This window comes from Bremerella sp. TYQ1 (assembly GCF_020150455.1).
GTDB classification, from domain to species: domain Bacteria; phylum Planctomycetota; class Planctomycetia; order Pirellulales; family Pirellulaceae; genus Bremerella; species Bremerella volcania_A.
This window is the reverse complement of record NZ_CP083740.1, coordinates 2,637,258-2,656,290: the sequence shown is the minus strand read 5'-3', so window position 1 is coordinate 2,656,290 and position 19,033 is coordinate 2,637,258. Positions and strand designations below refer to the sequence as shown.

General features: G+C 53.5%; 18 protein-coding genes. 8 read left to right on the top strand and 10 right to left on the bottom strand.

The genetic code is table 11. The features are described from left to right. Positions 1-47: 47 nt before the first annotated feature. The 4 genes from LA756_RS10300 (at position 48) to LA756_RS10285 (ending at position 3,188) form a co-directional block, all read left to right on the top strand. Entirely contained in the window at positions 48-746 is a 699-nt protein-coding gene (locus tag LA756_RS10300) for a DUF1080 domain-containing protein (protein WP_224439792.1), read from the top strand. Positions 747-948: 202 nt separating this feature from the next. Further along, positions 949-1,731 (top strand): metalloprotease, encoded by a 783-nt coding sequence (locus LA756_RS10295; RefSeq protein WP_224439791.1) that lies wholly within the window; start codon positions 949-951, stop codon positions 1,729-1,731. Then, positions 1,725-2,522: an SGNH/GDSL hydrolase family protein gene (locus LA756_RS10290; RefSeq protein WP_224439790.1), complete on the top strand. Its 798-nt coding sequence runs from the start codon at positions 1,725-1,727 to the stop codon at positions 2,520-2,522. The genes LA756_RS10295 and LA756_RS10290 overlap by 7 nt, the downstream gene beginning before the upstream one ends. Positions 2,523-2,870: 348 nt before the next feature. Continuing rightward, a complete protein-coding gene (locus tag LA756_RS10285) occupies positions 2,871-3,188 on the top strand; it encodes a hypothetical protein (protein WP_224439789.1) in 318 nt (105 codons plus the stop codon). A gap of 225 nt (positions 3,189-3,413) precedes the next feature. On the opposite strand, the gene LA756_RS10280 is transcribed toward LA756_RS10285, so the two are convergent. From LA756_RS10280 to LA756_RS10270, 3 genes are all read right to left on the bottom strand, one after another. After that, positions 3,414-4,481, bottom strand: a complete 1,068-nt coding sequence (locus tag LA756_RS10280; protein ID WP_224439788.1) for an Mrp/NBP35 family ATP-binding protein — start codon at positions 4,479-4,481, stop codon at positions 3,414-3,416. A 93-nt stretch (positions 4,482-4,574) separates the two neighbouring features. Then, entirely contained in the window at positions 4,575-5,018 is a 444-nt protein-coding gene (locus tag LA756_RS10275; protein WP_224439787.1) for a hypothetical protein, read from the bottom strand. Between the two features lie 67 nt (positions 5,019-5,085). After that, on the bottom strand, positions 5,086-6,459 hold the full coding sequence (locus LA756_RS10270; protein WP_224439786.1) for a sigma 54-interacting transcriptional regulator: 1,374 nt from the start codon (positions 6,457-6,459) through the stop codon (positions 5,086-5,088). A 203-nt stretch (positions 6,460-6,662) separates the two neighbouring features. Between LA756_RS10270 and LA756_RS10265 the strand changes: the two genes are divergently transcribed. Next, on the top strand, positions 6,663-7,847 hold the full coding sequence (locus tag LA756_RS10265; protein WP_224439785.1) for a M20 family metallopeptidase: 1,185 nt from the start codon (positions 6,663-6,665) through the stop codon (positions 7,845-7,847). Between the two features lie 113 nt (positions 7,848-7,960). Here LA756_RS10265 and LA756_RS10260 read toward each other — a convergent pair whose 3' ends face one another. Further along, a complete protein-coding gene (locus LA756_RS10260; protein ID WP_224439784.1) occupies positions 7,961-8,551 on the bottom strand; it encodes a protoglobin family protein in 591 nt (196 codons plus the stop codon). Positions 8,552-8,699: 148 nt separating this feature from the next. Between LA756_RS10260 and LA756_RS10255 the strand changes: the two genes are divergently transcribed. After that, complete coding sequence (locus tag LA756_RS10255) at positions 8,700-9,149, top strand: Rrf2 family transcriptional regulator (protein WP_224439783.1); 450 nt, start codon at positions 8,700-8,702, stop codon at positions 9,147-9,149. Positions 9,150-9,213: 64 nt separating this feature from the next. Here the strand turns inward: LA756_RS10255 and LA756_RS10250 are convergent, their stop codons facing one another. Further along, positions 9,214-9,399 carry a hypothetical protein gene (locus LA756_RS10250; protein WP_224439782.1) on the bottom strand — a complete coding sequence of 62 codons (186 nt, stop codon included), beginning with the start codon at positions 9,397-9,399 and terminating at the stop codon, positions 9,214-9,216. A 106-nt stretch (positions 9,400-9,505) separates the two neighbouring features. Beyond that, positions 9,506-10,504, bottom strand: a complete 999-nt coding sequence (locus LA756_RS10245; protein ID WP_224439781.1) for a DUF1559 domain-containing protein — start codon at positions 10,502-10,504, stop codon at positions 9,506-9,508. Positions 10,505-11,269: 765 nt separating this feature from the next. Here LA756_RS10245 and LA756_RS10240 point away from each other — a divergent pair. Beyond that, entirely contained in the window at positions 11,270-12,586 is a 1,317-nt protein-coding gene (locus tag LA756_RS10240; RefSeq protein WP_224439780.1) for a hypothetical protein, read from the top strand. 106 nt (positions 12,587-12,692) lie between these two features. Here the strand turns inward: LA756_RS10240 and LA756_RS10235 are convergent, their stop codons facing one another. From LA756_RS10235 to LA756_RS10220, 4 genes are all read right to left on the bottom strand, one after another. After that, positions 12,693-14,375, bottom strand: coding sequence for a hypothetical protein (locus LA756_RS10235; protein WP_224439779.1), 1,683 nt, complete (start codon positions 14,373-14,375; stop codon positions 12,693-12,695). Positions 14,376-14,378: 3 nt separating this feature from the next. After that, positions 14,379-14,516, bottom strand: a complete 138-nt coding sequence (locus LA756_RS10230; protein ID WP_224439778.1) for a hypothetical protein — start codon at positions 14,514-14,516, stop codon at positions 14,379-14,381. Positions 14,517-14,529: 13 nt separating this feature from the next. Further along, positions 14,530-16,281 carry an STN domain-containing protein gene (locus LA756_RS10225; RefSeq protein ID WP_224439777.1) on the bottom strand — a complete coding sequence of 584 codons (1,752 nt, stop codon included), beginning with the start codon at positions 16,279-16,281 and terminating at the stop codon, positions 14,530-14,532. A gap of 100 nt (positions 16,282-16,381) precedes the next feature. Continuing rightward, positions 16,382-17,194 carry a hypothetical protein gene (locus LA756_RS10220; protein ID WP_224439776.1) on the bottom strand — a complete coding sequence of 271 codons (813 nt, stop codon included), beginning with the start codon at positions 17,192-17,194 and terminating at the stop codon, positions 16,382-16,384. Positions 17,195-17,407: 213 nt separating this feature from the next. On the opposite strand from LA756_RS10220, the gene LA756_RS10215 reads away from it, so the two are divergent. Next, positions 17,408-19,033 (top strand): M60 family metallopeptidase, encoded by a 1,626-nt coding sequence (locus LA756_RS10215; RefSeq protein ID WP_224439775.1) that lies wholly within the window; start codon positions 17,408-17,410, stop codon positions 19,031-19,033.

The following is a 19,033-nucleotide window of genomic DNA, read 5'->3' as shown; positions in this document are numbered from 1 at the left end:
ATTCTCTCGAACATTTCCCTACCCAGCATCGGAAGGATTGCTCCCTCATGAGTCGACATTGGATCGCGTTTCCCTGCCTGACACTTATTCTTTGTGCTTCCTGCTTTGTTCAAGCCGCTGACGACGAGAAATTCGTTCCGTTGTTCAACGGCGAGAATCTCGACGGTTGGGTTCAGAACGGTGGTAAAGCAGAATACACCGTGGAAGATGGTGTGATCGTCGGTACTTCGGTTCCCAAGACACCGAACAGCTTCCTTTGCACTGAAAAGAAATATGGCGACTTCATTCTGGAAGTGGAGTACATGGTCGACCCACTGCTGAACTCGGGCATCCAGATCCGCAGCAACGTTTACGACGAACCAAAGACTTACAAAACCGATGCCGGTAAGGAAGTCAAAGTTGGTGCCGGTCGCGTGCATGGTTACCAAGTCGAAATCGATCCTTCCGCTCGTGCTTGGAGCGGTGGTATCTACGACGAAGGCCGTCGTGGCTGGTTGTTCAACTTGAAGGACAAACCAGAAGCTCAGAAGGCCTTTAAGCAAAACGAGTGGAACAAGTACCGCATCGAATGCCGTGGCGATTCGATCAAGACTTGGATCAATGGCGTGCCTGCGGCTGACCTGAAAGACGACATGACTTCGGAAGGCTTCATTGCGTTGCAAGTCCATGGTGTCGGTGGTGACGAAAAGAAAGTCGGCAAGCAAATCAAATGGCGTAACGTGAAGATTATCGAACTGGAAGACTAAGCTTTTCCCTTTCACGTTCTGCAGAAACATCGAAGCCAGGCCGCAACTTGAGTTGTGGCCTGGCTTTTTTTATGGTTCGCATTCAATTGGACTCGCTGAAAACGTTAAGATGCGAAAACATTTGTCCCGTTCGTCGACTGTTTACGCCTAAGAGAACAGCGACGATGGTCATTCCACGTTAGTGCCAAAGAAACATCGCCGCATGTTCCTGACTGAACCGAATCAAACACCGTACGACCTTCACTTCTCGCTGTTCAATATTCCTGTTCGGGTCCATCCAATGTTTTGGGTGGTCTCGTTGTTGATGGGATTTGATCCTGACGATCCTCAAAGCGTTTTATTGTGGATCGGGGCCGTGTTTCTATCGATTCTTGTTCACGAGATGGGGCATGCGTTGGTCATCCAGTGGTACGGGTGGTCACCCAGCGTGGTGCTGTATTCGTTTGGTGGCTTAGCCATTCATAACCCTTACATGCAGTCGAATTACGGCCGAGGAAGGGCCCAGCGAGGTAAATGGACGCAAATCATCATCAGCCTGGCAGGACCGGGAGCAGGTTTTCTGTTGGCAGCGATCGTTATCGCCGCCGCATGGGGCACGCAAGTTGCTTCGTTTCACATCCTGAGCTTAGGCGATACGAACATTCCTTTCGGCTACATGATGGTACGTGGCGCAAATGCGTCCAACGATTACATCCTGATGCTGATCGGTTACCTCGTTTACATCAATGTTTACTGGGGTTTGGTCAATTTACTGCCAATCTGGCCGCTCGATGGCGGCAAGATCTCGCGCGAGCTGTTTCAAATGGCCGACGGAGGCATGGCAATTCGCAACTCACTGATTCTCTCGATCGTTTGCGCGATCGGGATGGCATATTTTGGCTTTCGGAATGAGCGACCGTTTATCGCAATGTTCTTTGCGTTCATGGCCATTCAAAACTATCAAGACCTTAACGGATCGAATCGTTACGGAGGCAACCCTTGGTAACTGAACAACAAAGCGAATCAGAGCGGCATCGTTTGATCGTGTTAGGTGCAAGTAACGTTGCGAAGAGCTTGGAAGTATTGCTTAACGTAGCACCGCAAATGATCCCGCAGCCGTTGGAAGTTTACGCTGCGATCGGCCGAGGTCGTTCTTACGGCACACAATCGAAGTTTCTTTTTCGAAGACTTCCAGGAATTTTGGAAAGTGAACTTTGGCCCACTTTGGAAAACGGGGTAAGTTCTGCAAAGACAAGTTGCGTGATCACCGACATCGGTAACGACCTACTCTACAGTCGTACTGTTGATCAAATAATTGATTGGCTGCAGCAGTGCATCGATCGTTTACGGCTAACCGAAGGACCCATCGCGATCACGGGAATTCCACTGTCGTGTGTTCGCAATTTAGCACGCTACAAGTTCCTGGCGTTTCGCTCGATGATGTTCCCGCACTCACGTTTGCAACTGGAAACAGTACAGCAGCGCGCCGAAGAATTAGACACGCGTGTGCAAGAGTTCGCGAAGGATGACGACATCACGTTTATCCCGCAAAAACCCGAGTGGTATGGCTTTGATCCCATTCATTGGACGCAAGCAAAACGGCCTGAAGTTTGGCACACTATTCTTAGTTCGCTTGGTCATTCGTCGTTCGATTACTCGCGCGTTTCGTCGACCTTCTTTCACTCGATGCGACATTGGACAACGCGTCCACATCATCGCACGTTGTTTGGTTATTCGCAGTCGAAAGCGCAGCCATCGATTCAGCGCGGTGAACACTTAACGGTTGCGTTGTACTAACGCGTTCTTTGTTGCGCAAGCGCGCGCGTTGATTGTTGCAAACGTTCAGCGCGCCTCTTTCTGAATTGCGCGACCCCGATTTTTTCTCAAAGAAGTTCACAGTTGTGCATGGTGACATGTGGAAAACGTGTTGCAAAAAAAACGAATATACGTACAACTTACCTCAGCTTCTTTTGTGAATGGCCTTAGTTAAGGCACCGGGCTGCATAGGAAGCTGCACTGCCCATCGGGCGCCCGGCTAGATTTTTGTGTTTGTCGCAACGCAACGAAGTGACGAAAGAGATCGATCGGTTCGACTCTTGTTGATCACTCATCGCAACGCGACGTGATCTTACGGAGGACGTTTAAGTGGCCACAAAGAAGAAAACCGTGAAGAAGGCGGCACCCAAGAAGGCAGCAACCAAGAAGAAGGCTGCTACCAAAAAGGCCGCCCCAAAGAAGGCTGCCAAGAAGACCGTGAAGAAGAAGACCGTCAAGAAGGCTGCTCCTAAGAAAGCTGCCAAGAAGACCGTCAAGAAGAAGACCGTTAAGAAGGCTGCCCCAAAGAAGGCCGCTAAGAAGACGGTAAAGAAGAAGACCGTCAAGAAGGCCGCTCCTAAGAAGGCTGCCAAGAAGACGACCGTCAAGAAGACTGTCAAAAAGAAGACCGCCAAGAAGAAGGCCTAAGGCCGGCTTGGTCGAAAAGACGCGTCCTAAGGGATAGACGTCTTTTCCCTCAGCAAGATCACAACGAGACAGAGCCGTTTTTTCCGCTGGAAGAAACGGCTCTAACCATTTCTTGTGATGCGATAGCTCTCATGGAACCGCTCTAAACAAGCATGAAGAAAGCCGGGACGATGGGTCGCCCCGGCTTCTTTCTTATTTGTTTCTAAGCTGCTCGCCAATCAGGACTTACAGCACCGTCAGCGAAGGCATCGGCGGCTTCTCGGCAGCCGAATCGGCCAACTGCTTCACCACGTTATAAGCGATCTTCTCGAACCGTGGCGCGGTCACTTCATTCTGTAGGACTTCACTGGTCTTTCCAGCGTCTCCCTGTTCACGAATCGAGATCGTGATCGGCACATCGCCTAGGAACGGCACGTCCAGTTCTTTGGCTTTCTCTTGGGCACCACCGCGACCGAAGATGTCCCATTCTTTGCCGGTGTCAGGACAAACGAAGCCGCTCATGTTCTCGACCATACCGAGCACAGGGATCTTCACTTTGCGGAACATGGCCACTGCTTTTATCGCATCCAGCAGAGCCACTTGCTGCGGCGTGCAGACGACCACGCTTCCTGTTAGCGGAAGCAGTTGGCTGAGCGTCAACGCAATGTCGCCAGTGCCAGGCGGCATGTCGATGATCAAGTAATCGAGCGGTCCCCAATCGGTATCGCGAAGGAACTGCGTCACCGCACCATGCAGCATGGGGCCACGCCAGATGACCGCTTCGTTAGGTTCGACAATCAAACCCATGGAAATGACCTTCATGCCATCCACCTCTTTCGGTTGAATGCGCTTTTCGATCACTTCCGGCCGACCACTGACACCCAGCAGATGCGGAATGCTCGGGCCATAGATGTCGGCATCCATCAAGCCAACTTTCGCACCAGACTTGCTTAAAGCGTATGCCAGGCAGGACGCTACGGTGCTTTTACCGACGCCTCCTTTACCGGAACCGACGGCAATCACGCTTCTTGCCGGTAAACCAATCTGTCCGATCGGTTCAATCTTGCGCTGATGCTCACGCAGTTCGATGTTGATCTCGGTTAGCTCTGGAATGGCTTGCTGAACTTGCCGCTTGGCAAGCTCTTTCGTTTCTTCCCACAGCGGCGCACTGTGTGTGGTCAATTCCAGGATGAAGGATACCTTCGTTCCGTTCACATCGACCTCTTTTACTTGATCGGTCGTGGTGATCGAACGCCCACTGAGGGGGTCTTTGATACTTTCAAGGGCTTTGATGACTTGTTGGGCATCAGCCATGGAGAACTCTCCTTCAAGCGGAAGCATAAATGCAAAACACGCACAGGTCGCGAGTTTGCTTTTAGATGCAGTATTGGATTGTTGGGGCTCAGGTTACCACGGAAGCCAGTCCAAAGGGCCATCGGCATGAACTGGCGGGTCGTCTGGCTCGGGTAAGCGGGAAACGAAACGATCGATTGCGCGGCTGATCTGGGGGAGCGATTGCGTTCCTACAAGAACTAAACCGCTACCCATTTCCCAGCATGCTTTTTGCCATGCGTCCATCTGTTCGTCGAGAAGCAGCATCACACAGCAAGCCGGCCATTGTTCGCGAACATTGGCCACATGCCGCAGCCGAGCCGCAACTTGGGGAGCCGCCATGGAACCTCTCAATGCGACCATAAGCAATCGCTGACTATCTTCCGAAAGCAGCTTGACGACTTCTGATGCGACACGCACCTCGATAAAACCAATCGAAGAGGTCGGTATCAGCCCCCGTAGGCGGGGAGCCCAGCACGGCTGCGGTTCATACAGCACACACCGCGTCGATAGATCCATGGCAACCTCTATTCATCGTAAAAAGCGACCTCGGAAGTGACAACCACGCCGAGCCACGTGCCATCACTCATTCGAGCCCCCATTGTTCGATTCGGCGGTGCAGTCGGGCTCGGGAAATGCTCAGCATATTGGCCGCTTGGGTCTTATTACCCTTGGCGGCTTTCAGCGTCCGCTGCAAGATCTCGCGCTCGTATGCTTCCAGGGCAGCGTCAAGATCGATCGATTCCGGCGGTTTCGCTTCAATCTTTTTGGTGGGCGATTGAGATACGGCAGCAGGGAAGTCGGTCACTTCCAGCGTAAACCCAGTCGCCGATTGATGTGCGGTGGTGAGCAGTTCGTTCAACTGATCGATATTTCCTGGCCACTCTTGCTGCTGCAATCGATCAATGGCTTCCGCTGAAATCGATTGCAATTGCCGATCCGAAGGAATGTTCAACTCTTCGACAACCGCTTGAGCCAGGTAAGGGATGTCTTCCGGACGATCGCAAAGGGGGGGCAAATCGATTTCTAACGTCGAGATCCGAAATGCAAGGTCTTCACGAAATTGCCCACGTCGCGCAAGTTCTAAAAGCGATTCGTCAGACGTCGACAAGATTCGCAAATCGACATCGACCAGATCGAGCAAATGCAGCAGTTCCGATTGGGCCCCCAAGTCAAGCTTGTGAGCGTCGAGCAAAATGAGTGAGGCATGGTTGGCTTCGTCATCATCCTGACAACGTCTGGCGAAGGCACGAATGGTGGTTTGCATGATCTCGGCGTCCATCAGTTCGCACTGGATAGTGATCACTGGACCTGCTTGTCCGTGGTTCGAGGCATAACAAATGGTCCGCGCGACTTGTTCGCGTCCCGTTCCTTGTTCGCCGATCACTAAAACCGGGACACGTGACTGCGAAGCTAAGTCGACCAGTCGTCGCACGCGAATCATGGCCGTACTGATACCAACCAGGTGACTCACTGCGTAACGTCCACGGTACTCGTGCCGCAGCGACTGAAGCGTCGCGTGAATCTCTTCCTGCGGCTGTAGCGGCCCGGTATGTGGAAACTTGTCAGGCGGGGCAAGCATGACGACCACGTTTCGCACCAGCGTGATCGATTCACTATCAGGCGAATCGTTGATCGGGTAAAAAACGGCCTGCCATGTCGAAGGAGAATCGTCCGAGTTGGCGACAAGCGTTACTTCTCGCGTGGCGACTTCGCCGAGCCACACGTTCGAAGCAGGGCAGAGGTCCGACACCAATTGCAATGCCTTGGGCAGTTGACCGAGGCCATGGTACTTGGCTGATTGTTCTAAGAGTTCTTCCTTCGCGACGCCCAAAGCTTTTTCGGCGGCGGAATTGACGTAACGAACCGAATTTCCTTCGCCAAATAACATCACCGGCCATGCCGACAAGTCGAAGGCTTGAATAAGAAATGTCGTCGGTTTGCGAGGTGGTGAAGGCACTGAAAGCTACCGATTGACCCTGGCGTGGATTCCCTGCGATGTTTTTGCCAAACTTCGTATTATAAACCAAGCGATCTCGTTTGATGGGATGCTTGTTAGAAATCGTGCCAGCGCGAACAATAGAGTGTTCGTCGTTTTCAGGGAACTTGGACTCACACGCCCTGAAAACAAGATTCCGCAATCGAATTCCGAAGGATTTCCCAATGCCAATGGATGTGGTGGAACTGACACAACGCCTTGTTAAAGTTCCCAGCGTCAATCCGATGGGCCATAAAGTCGATCAGCCCGAGATCCAGCTCGAACACCGCCTTGGCGATCTGTTGCAGCAGATCTTCGGCGAGATCGGTGTTGAGCATGAACGGATCGAAGTCGCTCCGCAGCGAGACAACGTGATCGCATGCCTGCCGGGAAGTTCCGACAAAATCATCGTGCTCGAAGCACATCAAGACACCGTTCCGGTCGAAGGGATGACGATCGATCCCTTTGGCGGCAAACGAGTCGAGAATCGGATTTACGGTCGTGGTTCGTGCGATGTGAAAGGAGGCATGGCAATGTGTCTGGCTGTCCTTTCGCGTCTGAAAGAGAACCCCAGCGAAAACCTGCCGACCGTACTAGTCGCCTGCACGGTGAACGAAGAGTGCGGCTTCACTGGGGCACGTCACCTGGCAAGTACCTGGAAAGATGGCAAGTCGAAGCTGATTTCTCGCAAGCCTGACGCCGTGTTCGTCGCAGAGCCGACATTGATGAATGTTGTCGTCTCGCACAAAGGCGTCATTCGTTGGCGCTGCCATACCCACGGACAAGCGGCCCACAGCAGCAAGCCTTCGGTCGGCGATAATGCGATTTATCGCATGGCGAATGTTTTGAACGCCATTCGCGAGTACGAACAAACAGTTCTCGCCAAAGCGCCTGAACAAGGTAAGCTTGGCCCGCCGACCATCAGTGTTGGAACCATCGAAGGGGGCGTCAGCGTCAATACGGTCCCAGATCGTTGCACGATCGAGATCGATCGGCGAGTTCTTCCTGGCGAGTCTCAAGAAGCCGTTCGCCAAGAGGTAATCGACTTCATCGCCTCGAAGATCGATGAGCCATCCAAAGTTAAGCATGACCCGCCGTACATGAGTTCCCCTGGCTTGCCATTGGATCAAGCCAACAGTGCTTTGGCAGAAAGAATTGCCCACGTCGCGAAAGAATTCGGCGTGACAAGCGAGCCGATGCAGGTCGCCTACGGGACCGATTCGCCAGCGTTCTTTGCCATTGGCGTGCCATCGGTCGTCTTTGGGCCAGGATCATTGGCTCAGGCTCATACCAAAGACGAGTTCATCGAAGTCGAGCAGCTCTATACTGCCACCGACGTCCTGGAAGCTGTTTGCCGCAGCTATTCGTAACGAAAGTATCGATGCGGGTGCCATGCTCACGTCTGCGTGGGCATGCCGCGAGAAGTGGGCAGGCCTGGGGAAATGGAACCCCAGGCGAATTGTATCCCAATCGCAATGAACGTCTAAGCCACTGCTTCCGGAACAGGAACGTAGTGCTTGTTGATCAAGTCGTTTTGCAGCCACAACAATTTGTTGAAGGCGCGAAGTGTTTTAACTTCGGTATCTCGATCGAGCCCCAGCCCGGTGATCGTTGCGATTAATGCGTCGGCGACAAAGCCCATCAACGCGTTCATTTGAACCAGCGGTACATCCAACTGCTTGCTGCCGGCAGCAGGGGTATGGATCTTGCCGACCATGTCTAAATAGGTCAGCATCTTCTCGTCGTAAGGCTTCGTGACGAGCGTTTCGAGATAGCGGGCCAGGTGTTGTTTGCGGAATTTGATCTGCTCGTGATCGACCGCAAGCTCCTCGACCGAAGTCGGTATGTCCCCTTCGTAACCATGTTGGCGAGGGACGAAGTGCCGCCAGGTCGCGTCGTATCCATGCAGCTTGTCGTAAACGGCGTCGACCAGAGAGGGGACCAGCGGAGCCAACGCCCCGGCCGAACCATGGATCGCGGCAATATCATCTTCCCCGAATCCAACGAACTCGAGTAAATAGCCGAATCGGTACGCCAAATCTGTTTCTAGCCGAGATTCATCGATCTGTTTCATTGAATTACCCAATCGAGTCGAAGGCTAACTTAGACTACACTGCAATAGTGAGCAGACAAAAAAGACGTTAATGTCCTGTTTGCTTCTGAAGTGTAAGTCATGAATAATTGGATGTCAATGTCCAGTTTTCCCGAGGGTGGGACCGAGAATGTTTTCGCAAACCGTTGAATATGCGCTGCGTGCTGTTTGTCATCTTGCGTATACCGCGCCAGAAAGTTCGACAACCGAGCAGATCGCCAACAGCACCAAAGTGCCGATCGCCTATCTATCGAAGGTGCTGCAAGGGTTGGCACGTTCCGGCGTCGTCCGTTCGCAGCGGGGTGTTGGAGGGGGGATCTCGCTGGTCAAAACACCGGAAGAGTTAACCATTCTCGAAGTTGTCAACGCGGTCGATCCAATCGTGCGAATCACGACGTGTCCGCTTGGTTTGGAAGCCCACGGAAAGAACCTGTGCCCGCTGCATCGCCGCTTAGATAACGCAATGGCCAGCGTGGAAGAAGCATTCCAAAACACGACCCTGGCCGAGGTTATCGCCGAGCCAACGACAAGCATCCCGCTGTGCGAGTTTCCTGGGGCACGACCGTCGAATAAGAAATGAATGTTGCGGTCGGCGCAGCAAAAAGGCCTGTCGTTGTTCTCCACGACAGGCCTTTTTGAATGAACTACTTCTTCTTCTGAGACGACTGTCGCTGAGCAGCTTCGTCCGCTTCCACAGCTTCGTCGTGGGCTTTCATTTCTGCTTTTTGTTCTTCGGTCAACTCCGTGACGATTTCCGTCGGGACGTTGGAACCGCATCCAACGGTCAAGCCAAAGCAAAGCAGCAGAACAGCAATCTTCAAGAACTTCATGAGATCAAATCAATCTTCGTGGTGGGGATTATTTCGGAAGGCTCCTTGCGAGCCAACCCGCTCGCAAGGAATTCATTTAATTCATTAACCAACTAAGTGGTTAGACTTACGGCCACTCGAAAACTTCGCCATCTTTCGAGTTCGTCGCACGACGGAAGACGTTTTGATCGACGGTGAATGGTACCGAGCGGACCGAACCATCTGCCAATGCGAAGTTAGCGACGCCGGCATGAGACGAACCGAAGTAGGCGTGCCATTGACCGAATTCACCACCGTGTGACAATTCGGTCTTGTCAAAGACCCACGAACCCGAATCGTTTTTGTAAACCGAATCATTGTCGGAGATTGGCGACAGCCCGTAAGTGGTACCGTCCGAGGTGTCGTAGAACGAACCCCATCGCATCACGCATTGGTCCCAGCCAGCGTTGACGTAACGTTCGTTATCGCCACCTTCGGTACCGTGGGACTCGGGGTGAAGTGCTTTTTCGCCGAACATGATCGTATTGGACGATCCGTCGCGGATACGTTCGACAACCATTTTCAAACCAAGCTTGTTATTGACAATCACGCCCTTCTTGCCGGTGCTGGTTTCCTTGTTCGCACCGTCGTCATGCCATTCGCCAGCGTTACCAGCGTAGTCGGTACGGTAGTAACCGCTATGAGGCGTCGGAGCGCGACGCGATGGGCAGTAGTAACCAATCACAGGATTACGAGCGATCACGCTGGCCGAGTTCACGACATCGTTTTCGTCGCCCAGGTCGTACAAGTTCTGTTGTTCGATGAACGGCATCAGGTGATACGTCCAGTTCAGGTAATCGAGCTGTTGTGCAGAGCAGCAGTCGCTACCGAGTGCCGTAGCGCTGGTTAGGTCGGCACCACCAAACGGCAGATGACCGTAGGTATCTTGGAAGTTGTGACTGGCCAGGCCGATTTGCTTCAGGTTGTTCGTGCATTGCATGCGGCGAGCAGCTTCGCGTGCTTGCTGGACGGCAGGAAGGAGGAGGGCGATCAAAACGCCGATGATGGCAATCACCACCAGCAGTTCGACCAGGGTGAAGCCTGAGCGTTTCGAGGGGTGCATGTGTGGGGAGCTTAACTTGGACATGAATGATTCCTGTACAACGGCGACACCGCTGGCTTCTGGTTTTGACGTTGACGTCTTGCCCAGGGATCCAACGCCGATCAGCGGATATCGCAAGTGCAACGTGAGCAAGCCTTACCACTATCCCTTGGACCGATCCAGGGTCGAGGCCTGCGATGCACGGGAGATTAGTTTCGAAGTGTGAAGATCAAAAGAAGGTAAATCGATGGCCGTTATTAAGCCGTTTCGTTCGTTTTAAGGCGTCTTAAATTCCACTGCGTATGGGTGGTGTTAACAATGAAAATGTCTATATGGCGCAGGGGAATATCGCTTTTGCGCACTGCCAAAGTCTACGGGGAAAACCATGGGTTAATGGGGCAAGTTTCTCTTTAGTAAAGTTTGTTGCCAAGCGTGACAATCAGTTTTTGCCGTTTCGGTTAAAACTGCTGCGCATTGAGAGATGGGAAAACAAAACGAGTGACATCCTGCCGAGTTGCCTGAGTTGCTACTTTGGGGTGGGTAAATATTTCCAACAAAATTGACTGCGGGTCACCGCTTCGGTTGGGGGTTCGCGAGGAATCGGTGAAGCGTCGCTAGCAAATCGCGTGAGATTGAGTTGACTAGTTAAGCTTTGCGGCCTGACGCCTACTATTTCCGTTTTCTCCGCCAAAACGAGTCGTGCCAGCATGGAGAGTCATAGTGGGGGATGCCGAGAAAGGAGTGACAGTGGCCTCATTTCGGAGGAGAGGCTGCTCGTTTTATCTCGCGACTTCAATCAAGGATGATTTCATGGACTGCCGCTCTTGGATGGTAGCCCTGGCCGCTCTTGTGGCTCCGGCCATTTGGTCTTCCGCGGTCTTCGCCGACTGTGGATGCGCGCCCAAGAAGTGCCAATGCGTTCAGCCTTGCCCTCCGAATCCTTGCCAGCCGAGCCCTTACTATGCTCAGCCAGGCGAAGGACAGCCTCAGGCTCCAGCGCCGCCAATGGGCGATATGCCGATGGCGGACGACTTAACCCAGCCGGCCGATGACCTTCCGGCGATGCCCCTACCAGCGGCCACGTTCGCGGCTTCGACACAGTTTGCTTCCGCCTCGGAAAATATTGGTTTCCGTAACGCGACCATCGGTGACTTCTTTGGAAACACCGCACGTATCGCCGGGCCAAGCTTCTACAACACCGCGCCTCAAGATGGCTTTAACATGCCCATCGGCGGTGGTGATCGACAGTACAAGATCAGCGAAAACGTCAGCCCGATCCCTGTCGATCGTTGGTTTGTGAACTACAACCACTTCAGCCAGCCGGTTCAAAATGCGACAGGTTCAGGCCAAGATGTCGATCGCGTGACACTCGGTTTTGAAAAGACGTTCCTGGATGGTTCGTCTTCGTTTGAGTTGCGTGTGCCGATCGTAGGTGGCTTGAGTTCGAGTCAGGACATCACCGGAACCGGCGATCAAACCGATATCGAATTCGGCAACATGAATCTGGTTTTCAAGAGCATCTTGCTGCAAAACGGAAACGATTCGGCACTCACCGCCGGGGTTACCGTTAACGTGCCGACCGCTGGCGATGCTACGGTAGTCAACGGACTGACCAACACAACGATCGTCATGATCGACAATCAATCGGTTCACGTGTTGCCGTTTGTGGCTTACTACCATCAGCATTCGTCGCGAACCTGGTCGACAGTGATTGCCCAGCTCGACTTCGATGTGAACGGGACAACGTTCTACGATGAAGACGACGGCGGGCGAATCAATTTTGGTCGTTACCAAGAGCAAAACTTCTTGTACCTCGACTACTCGTTCGGTCACTGGTGCTACGTCGCTCCTTACGACAGTGGGTTTATTCGCCGCTTTGGTGTGATTGGCGAACTTCACTACTCGACCACCATCAACGACACCGACACGGCCCAAGCCGGCCCTTCGAGTGCAGACGTTGTGACGAACCCATTCAATCGCATCGACGTGCTGAACGCGACCGGCGGTATTCGCTTCCAACTCGGCGATGGCTACCTGCTGACCGCTGCGGCAGTTGCTCCGCTGAAAGATGGCGAAAACCAGCTGTTCGACAGCGAAATCGCCATTCTGCTAACCAAGCAGTTCTAAGAAATATCAGCGATCATCCACCCATCGCTGACTGGTTGGAAGATGGCTAACGGTTAGGCAGCCGTTGCCATCCCGCGATTCCTACGTGGGGATATAGGAGGCGGCTTTAAAAGATGCCTCCTCCGCCGGAATTGCCTTGTTGACCGAAGTCATCTTGCGGGGAAGGTTCTGCCGGGATGGTCTCGTCTGCATCGACAGGGGCCGAGATGCCATGCTTGGCAAGAAACGCAGCCACTTCTTTCTGGATATCTCGGCGTTGCCGCACGAAGACTCCGCTGTGGGTCGCGTCGGCGAAGATCTGGTCGCCGTCCCAGCTTTCCGGGGCAATCGCCTTCTTCAACTGCTCCGTCAACGCCTGTAGTTTTTCGATGGAAAGTGCCGCGTCTTGTGAAATGCTGTAAGTGACCACCGTTATGTCAGGCTTCGCAGCGCGTGGCACGATGGTTGTTGCCGGACTGCCGGTTTGACCGAACACCGGGGCAACTTGCCGAGCTGCTGGGGGCTGAGGACGTGGCGAGCGTACCGGAGTGGGCGGGTGCAATAACGTTGGATCGGACTTCCGAATCTGTTCGAGCATCTCGAACATCTTGTAATGAACTTGATGCGTCTGGGAGACGACCAGGCAATCGTTGTAATAGAAAGGAGAGATCGATCCCGGCCCCCCTAATTCTTCCCAAGACTCAGGCTCGACAGTTGTCGTGATCGCTTCGATCAAGTCGTCGAACTGGACTGATACTTCACGTTTGCTGTTCTGAATGCCGGTACCGCGTTGGTAACGGACCATGTCTCGAACAAGAAACAGCCGCGTATCGAGTTCGCGTTCTGCTTCTTCCGGGGTGGTGATGACGACCACTTCGCCTTCCAGCCGGATCGTCAAGTCAATCGACTCGCACATGACGTTCAGCATCTGATAGAGCGAAACGTTTTTCACGTCGACATTTACCGGCGTATCGGTCGATAGCCCGACATCTTCCAGGGCTCGATTGTCGATGAACATCGCCAGCTGGCTTTGACTCGAAAGTTTATCGATGACTCGTTCCAGTGGCGTATCGACAATCTTGGCCGTCGTAGGGATTCCCCGTAGTTTCACGGCGGTGGCGTTTTCCTTGTCGGCATAGGCTGAAATCGAGAACATCCGGCTTTCGTAGTTCTGCGTCGAAAGTTGGTGTCCCTTACGAATCGCCGTGAACAAGCCTTCCAGCTTTCGATGGATAAGGTAGGTTTGGCTGACGATCACACCTCCACGCAGTGGTACAATACTGCCAGAACCGCCTAGTTCTTCCCACGACTCTGGCTCAACGGTCGAGGTGATTGTCTCGATCAGGTGATCAAAATCTGGGTGCGAGTCGCGGAAGATATCTTCGGCCGAGTAAAACCGAATTTGCAAATTCGATTCCGCTTCTTCCGGCGTTGTAATCACTATACCGCCGGTGTCGATCATATAGGTCAGATCGAGATCCCTCAGCATTAAGATCATCAGGGTCTCGGCGGCAACGCGAGGCAACGCACACGTGACGGGAACATCGACCGAAAGTCCGACATCTTCCAGTGCCCGCTCATCGATCCGGATCGGCACCCTCGTTTGATCTGAAATAAGAAAAGCAACATCTTTCAACGGTACGTCCACCGTCTGAAGATAGGCCGACGCAGATTGCCAACGATTTTCCATCCCGAGGATTTGCTTGTACTCTGGTGCGGAAATCTTCTCTTTGATATCGATCAATGCGGCCTGAGTGGGGAGCTCTTGCTGAGGCTGCTGGTACGCAGGGCTACTAAACTGCATTTCCACCGGCTAAGAGTCGTTTTCGGCTTGAAAGCGACGCCCTCCGAACTGGGCATTGGCGGACGAAGTAGTTAACCCGCCGAGCACCAGCCACATGGCCAGCAAAAACGAAACACAACGCGTGTAAGTCAATGGAGCATGAATCATGTGAGGTTCGTCATTAAAAGAAGCCACCATGTTCGACATCGGAAGGAGCGGAGAAACCGCCTGGTCCCATGCCTCCTCGCACTTTCTCTGGGAGAGGCTCGTTAGAATCCAAATCACCAGCGTACGGTTTCGGCAAACCAATGCCAATTTCGTTTAAAAATGAGAGGATCTGACGCTGTGTTTCGCGACGGTGCCGCACCAGCAAGCCACTCTCGGTGGCGATTACGCTATGATTGGGCAATTCCCAGCTGGTCGATTCTACGGTTCTTTGCAATTGTCGGCCGATCGCTTCCAGATCTCCCTTCGAGTAGGTTTTACCGGAATCGGACGCCGGGTAAGCCTCGTAGCGAATCGAGATAGTCTCGTCCTCAAGTTGTCGAATCTGCTGTTCCAGTTGTTGGGCATCGGCCTGGCTTCGATGCAATCGAATCAGGTGCAGCAACTGGGCAACTTGTTCGTGCTCTTCACGTGTCTGTTGAACAACGATGACATCGCACGAGGGAAGTTCGGCGATCGAGCCAGGACCGCCCAGCTTTTCCCACGATTCAGGTTCGACTGTGGATGTGATCGTCTCCAAAAGGTCATCATAGTCTGGCATCCTCGGAAGCTCTGGCGTCTTCTCTGACGTATTGCCGAGCGGCGTGGGAAAGCGGTCCCATAACGTCATGGTGTGTTCTTGCAGGAATGTGCGTGTCTCAGGGTCGGTGATATTCAGTCCATGCCAGACGATATCTCGGACAGGATAAACACGAATTTCCAGCTCGCTTTCCGCTTCTTCATGCGTGGTGATAATAATCATCTCGCCTACGATGTACCACGACAGATCGTACTGCTTCGTGATGACATCCAGGGCTTCTTTCAACGATACTTTGTTCAGCGTCAGCGAAATCGGCTGGTCGACCGACATGCCGATTTCGTCGAGCGAACCGCGAGCGACATGGATCGGTACGTGCCCGACGTGGGAAAGGTACTCGACGACTTCCTGGAGTGGTGTCTCGATGAAGTCGATCGGGATTTGCGTTGACTTCAACTGGGCTTCCACTTTCTCCGCTCGATCCTCGTCAGGAAAGACCGAGCGTGAAGCGGTCGAGTACTTTTCGCCGGGCTGCTGTTTCATTTCTCGCAGTTGCGTCAGCAGGCCTTCCAACATGCGATGGATTTCATACCGCTGATTGACAAGCAGGCCATTTTGAAATCGTCGAATGGTTCCCGGGCCGCCGAGATCTTCCCAGGAAGGGGACTCGATGCAGGTGATGATCAGGTCTCGCAGCTGATCAAACCCTTCAGCGGTATCGTTGCCGGCAAGATCGTCGACCGGATAGAACTTCAGTCGCAAGCTTCGTTCGGATTCCTCTTGCGTGGTAACGACGACACCGGACGAATCGACTCGGAACGTCAGCACGACCTCCCGTAGCAGCAGCTTTAAAGCGGTTTCGGTTGTCATTTCTGGAGAATGAAACGTGATCGGCATATCGCCGCTGAGACCCACGTCGTCCAGAGCTCGCACGTCAATACGGATCGGAATCTCCGTCTGCTCCGACAGAACCGTCAGCGCATCGGTCAATGGTGCTTCAATGACGTCGATTCGAGCCTTGGTCGTCTGCAGCTTCTTTTCCCATGCGTCAATCTGCTGCAGCGTTTGCTGAGTCGTTGCGGCTGGGGCAAGTTGAATTGCCTGAATTCCCCCCTCGCTGTTTTCCTCTGCGAAACTTGGCCCAGCTACGATCATCAAGCCAAGCAAGCCCATCCATAACGAAGCACGCATGAGAAACTCCTTTCGGTGGAGTAGGGTAGGGGATCTCGATATCGTGATACCCTAGCCGAGGGGAGGATTGCGTGCAATCATTTGGTCGAATTACGAAGGGCTACTTCTCAGCGCGAATTCGCTTACCATTGCGCGTCATATCGCCAGGACGCGCCTTTCCTGTTTCCGGGACAATCACCTCGACACGGACTTTATCCCAACTGCCGTCGGTTTCCGTTTCGCGAACGTACGTCAGCCGTCGATCGCCATCCTGAAAGTGTTCGCCATAGGCAAAGTCCTCGATCGTCAACGGCTTGGCGTCTGGGAAATGCTTTGCCAACGCCGCATTGGCGATCGGCACCTGCTCGGCGATTGCTTCGTTGCCCCCGGCTCGAACTTGGTAGATTAAGTCGGTGTAGGCCTGCATCAGCTTCAAGTAACGCTGGATTGTCGCATCTCGATTGGCTTGGGAAGAGGGCCAGCCATACTCGCATGTCAGCGTGATCTTCTGCTTGCCGTCGCGGATTAAAAAACAGTCCTGACTGCCATCCCAGCGATTCCCCTGGCCGTTGAACCAAGGGGCGACGATCGATTGAACGTCCAGATCGTCGATCAGTACCTTTGTCAGCTGAGCGATCTCTTGCGGCGTAAGTTGCAGTCGAGACTCTTGTTCTCGTAAGTCTGCGGGAACGATCGCCAGGCCATCTTTCGACACACGAATCCGAATTCTCGGGTCGGATCCGCCGAACTTGACCGAGCCATAATGAACCCAAGCCAGCAGATCGTCTTGGCGCTCCGACAAAGTAAAAGGACTGATGTTAACGACAATCCTCTTTCCCGCTTTCACCTCAGGTTCTTCCCCTTGCACCGCGAGCGGCATCGCGCCGAGAACGACAAGCATCGTGAAAAGAACGCTGCACGATATCGGTTTCATCGAAGAGATCCTCAAGCAAGGGAAGGGGATAAGCTCCAGTTTCCAGCGATACATGGCCGCAAGTAAAGACGAATTGGCTCATGTTTTGGCTTTCGCTGCGGCTTGCTGACGTTTTGCTTGTCAGATTGGGCACGCCAAGCCATAATCACGATGTCCACGAAGTCGCGCTTTTTCTTACACGGAATGATATCCCGGGAAAGTAAGGCATTTAGTTTGAATATTAAGAATCTTTTTCTCGTCAGTTGGTTGGTTATCGCGTTTGTCGCGGCCCCGGCCATGGCTGCCACCGATGCGGAACTTAAGAAGGCGGCCAGCGGCGAGAAGCTTAGTGAAGAAGAGTTCATCTCCGTCAAAAAAGCGGTTGCCAAAGAGGCACGAACCGGGTTTCGCTCGACCGGGGCCATGCAAGAGCTGATCGGCAAGTTGAAGGATGTCCCCGCCGTTGAAATCGGTCCTGAAAAGGGAAACCGTTTTCAAGTCCTCGACCATCCGTTGATTGCGCTACGGATGGTGGTTGAAGCGGAACTGGCCGGCAGCGTGTTGCCGCCTGATCAGTTGAAGAAACATCCTTCGGCCGACAAGTTCCCCGGCAGTATCCACCGCGCGATCAAACCGGAAGCTCAAGTCGTCGAGATCGATGCCAATGCGTTTCGTTGGCAAAGCACCGGCTTGTATGCCCCGGCCGGGGAAGTGATTCACGTGATGATTCCGGAAGAGTACGTCGACGCCGGCTGGAAATTGCGGATCGGAGCCAACAGTACGACCATCGACATTCCGCGGCACAAACGCTTGAACCGTTTTCCCAAGATCGACCGCGTTTACGACTTGAAGAAGCGGACGACCGAAGTCGCTTCGTCATTCGGCGGACTGCTTTATATCGAGCTGCCGACCCCAAAGGCAAACGAGTTTCTGGCCAAAAAGAGCGATATTTACAACGTCGTCGATCATTACGATCCGCCGGCCAAGAAGATGGTGCCGATCCGTTTCAGTAACGTCGTTCAAGCTCCACGCTACGTCCATGGCGAAACGAACGTGCATGAGTGGCGCGCGACCATTCGCAGCTATCCGGCTCCCTACGCCGAGATCGGCAGTGACAAAGTGATCTTCATGCTTCCCTCAAGTTACGTCCGTCGGCTTGATACGCCAGACTTGGCGATGGAAAAGTGGAACGCACTGATCGACGCGATGAGCGAGCTGTCTGGCCGGCCGAAGACCAAGCCGTTTCCGCACCGCTTTCTAATCGATGCCCATGTGAACTGGGGAGCGGCGTTTGCCAGCTATCCGATCAATGCCCCGCCAGGCTGGGCCGAAGCGATCGTCCGGGGCGAACCGGAATGGGGTCATGCCCATGAACTGGGGCATTTGCATCAACACCGTACGTGGACGTATCAGGGCACCGGAGAAGTGACGGTGAACGTTTTCGCTGCGTACGCATTAGAGACGCTCAACGGTCGCCCCCACGAGCGTGCGTCAAGAGAAACCGTGATTGAAAACGCCAAGCGATACCTCAGCCGTCCGATCGAAGAGCGAAACTGGACGACCGTTAAAGGGCAATTGTTCGAGCGTCTCGCGTTCTACACGATGCTGTCGTACGAATTCGGCTGGGAACCGTTTAAGCAGGTCTTTCGCGAATACCGCGAGATTCCGCTCGATCAGCATCCGAAGTCAGATGTCGATCGAGCCAGCGACTTCCTTGTGCGTATGTCTCGTGCGACGAACCATAACCTGGGACCCTACTTCGTCCAATGGGGCGTGCAAGTCAACGACGCGGCACTGGAAGAAGTGAAGTCGCTTCCCGCTTGGGATTCCCCCATGCTGAAGCAGGCGATGAGCCCTTAA

Bases quoted from the DNA above. Each gene is read 5' to 3' on its own strand.
- LA756_RS10300 (WP_224439792.1), top strand. From the start codon at position 48: ATGAGTCGACATTGGATCGCGTTTCCCTGCCTGACACTTATTCTTTGT.
- LA756_RS10295 (WP_224439791.1), top strand. From the start codon at position 949: ATGTTCCTGACTGAACCGAATCAAACACCGTACGACCTTCACTTCTCG.
- LA756_RS10280 (WP_224439788.1), bottom strand. From the start codon at position 4,481: ATGGCTGATGCCCAACAAGTCATCAAAGCCCTTGAAAGTATCAAAGAC.
- LA756_RS10275 (WP_224439787.1), bottom strand. From the start codon at position 5,018: ATGGATCTATCGACGCGGTGTGTGCTGTATGAACCGCAGCCGTGCTGG.
- LA756_RS10265 (WP_224439785.1), top strand. From the start codon at position 6,663: ATGCCAATGGATGTGGTGGAACTGACACAACGCCTTGTTAAAGTTCCC.
- LA756_RS10260 (WP_224439784.1), bottom strand. From the start codon at position 8,551: ATGAAACAGATCGATGAATCTCGGCTAGAAACAGATTTGGCGTACCGA.
- LA756_RS10255 (WP_224439783.1), top strand. From the start codon at position 8,700: ATGTTTTCGCAAACCGTTGAATATGCGCTGCGTGCTGTTTGTCATCTT.
- LA756_RS10250 (WP_224439782.1), bottom strand. From the start codon at position 9,399: ATGAAGTTCTTGAAGATTGCTGTTCTGCTGCTTTGCTTTGGCTTGACC.
- LA756_RS10245 (WP_224439781.1), bottom strand. From the start codon at position 10,504: ATGTCCAAGTTAAGCTCCCCACACATGCACCCCTCGAAACGCTCAGGC.
- LA756_RS10240 (WP_224439780.1), top strand. From the start codon at position 11,270: ATGGACTGCCGCTCTTGGATGGTAGCCCTGGCCGCTCTTGTGGCTCCG.
- LA756_RS10230 (WP_224439778.1), bottom strand. From the start codon at position 14,516: ATGATTCATGCTCCATTGACTTACACGCGTTGTGTTTCGTTTTTGCTG.
- LA756_RS10225 (WP_224439777.1), bottom strand. From the start codon at position 16,281: ATGCGTGCTTCGTTATGGATGGGCTTGCTTGGCTTGATGATCGTAGCT.
- LA756_RS10220 (WP_224439776.1), bottom strand. From the start codon at position 17,194: ATGAAACCGATATCGTGCAGCGTTCTTTTCACGATGCTTGTCGTTCTC.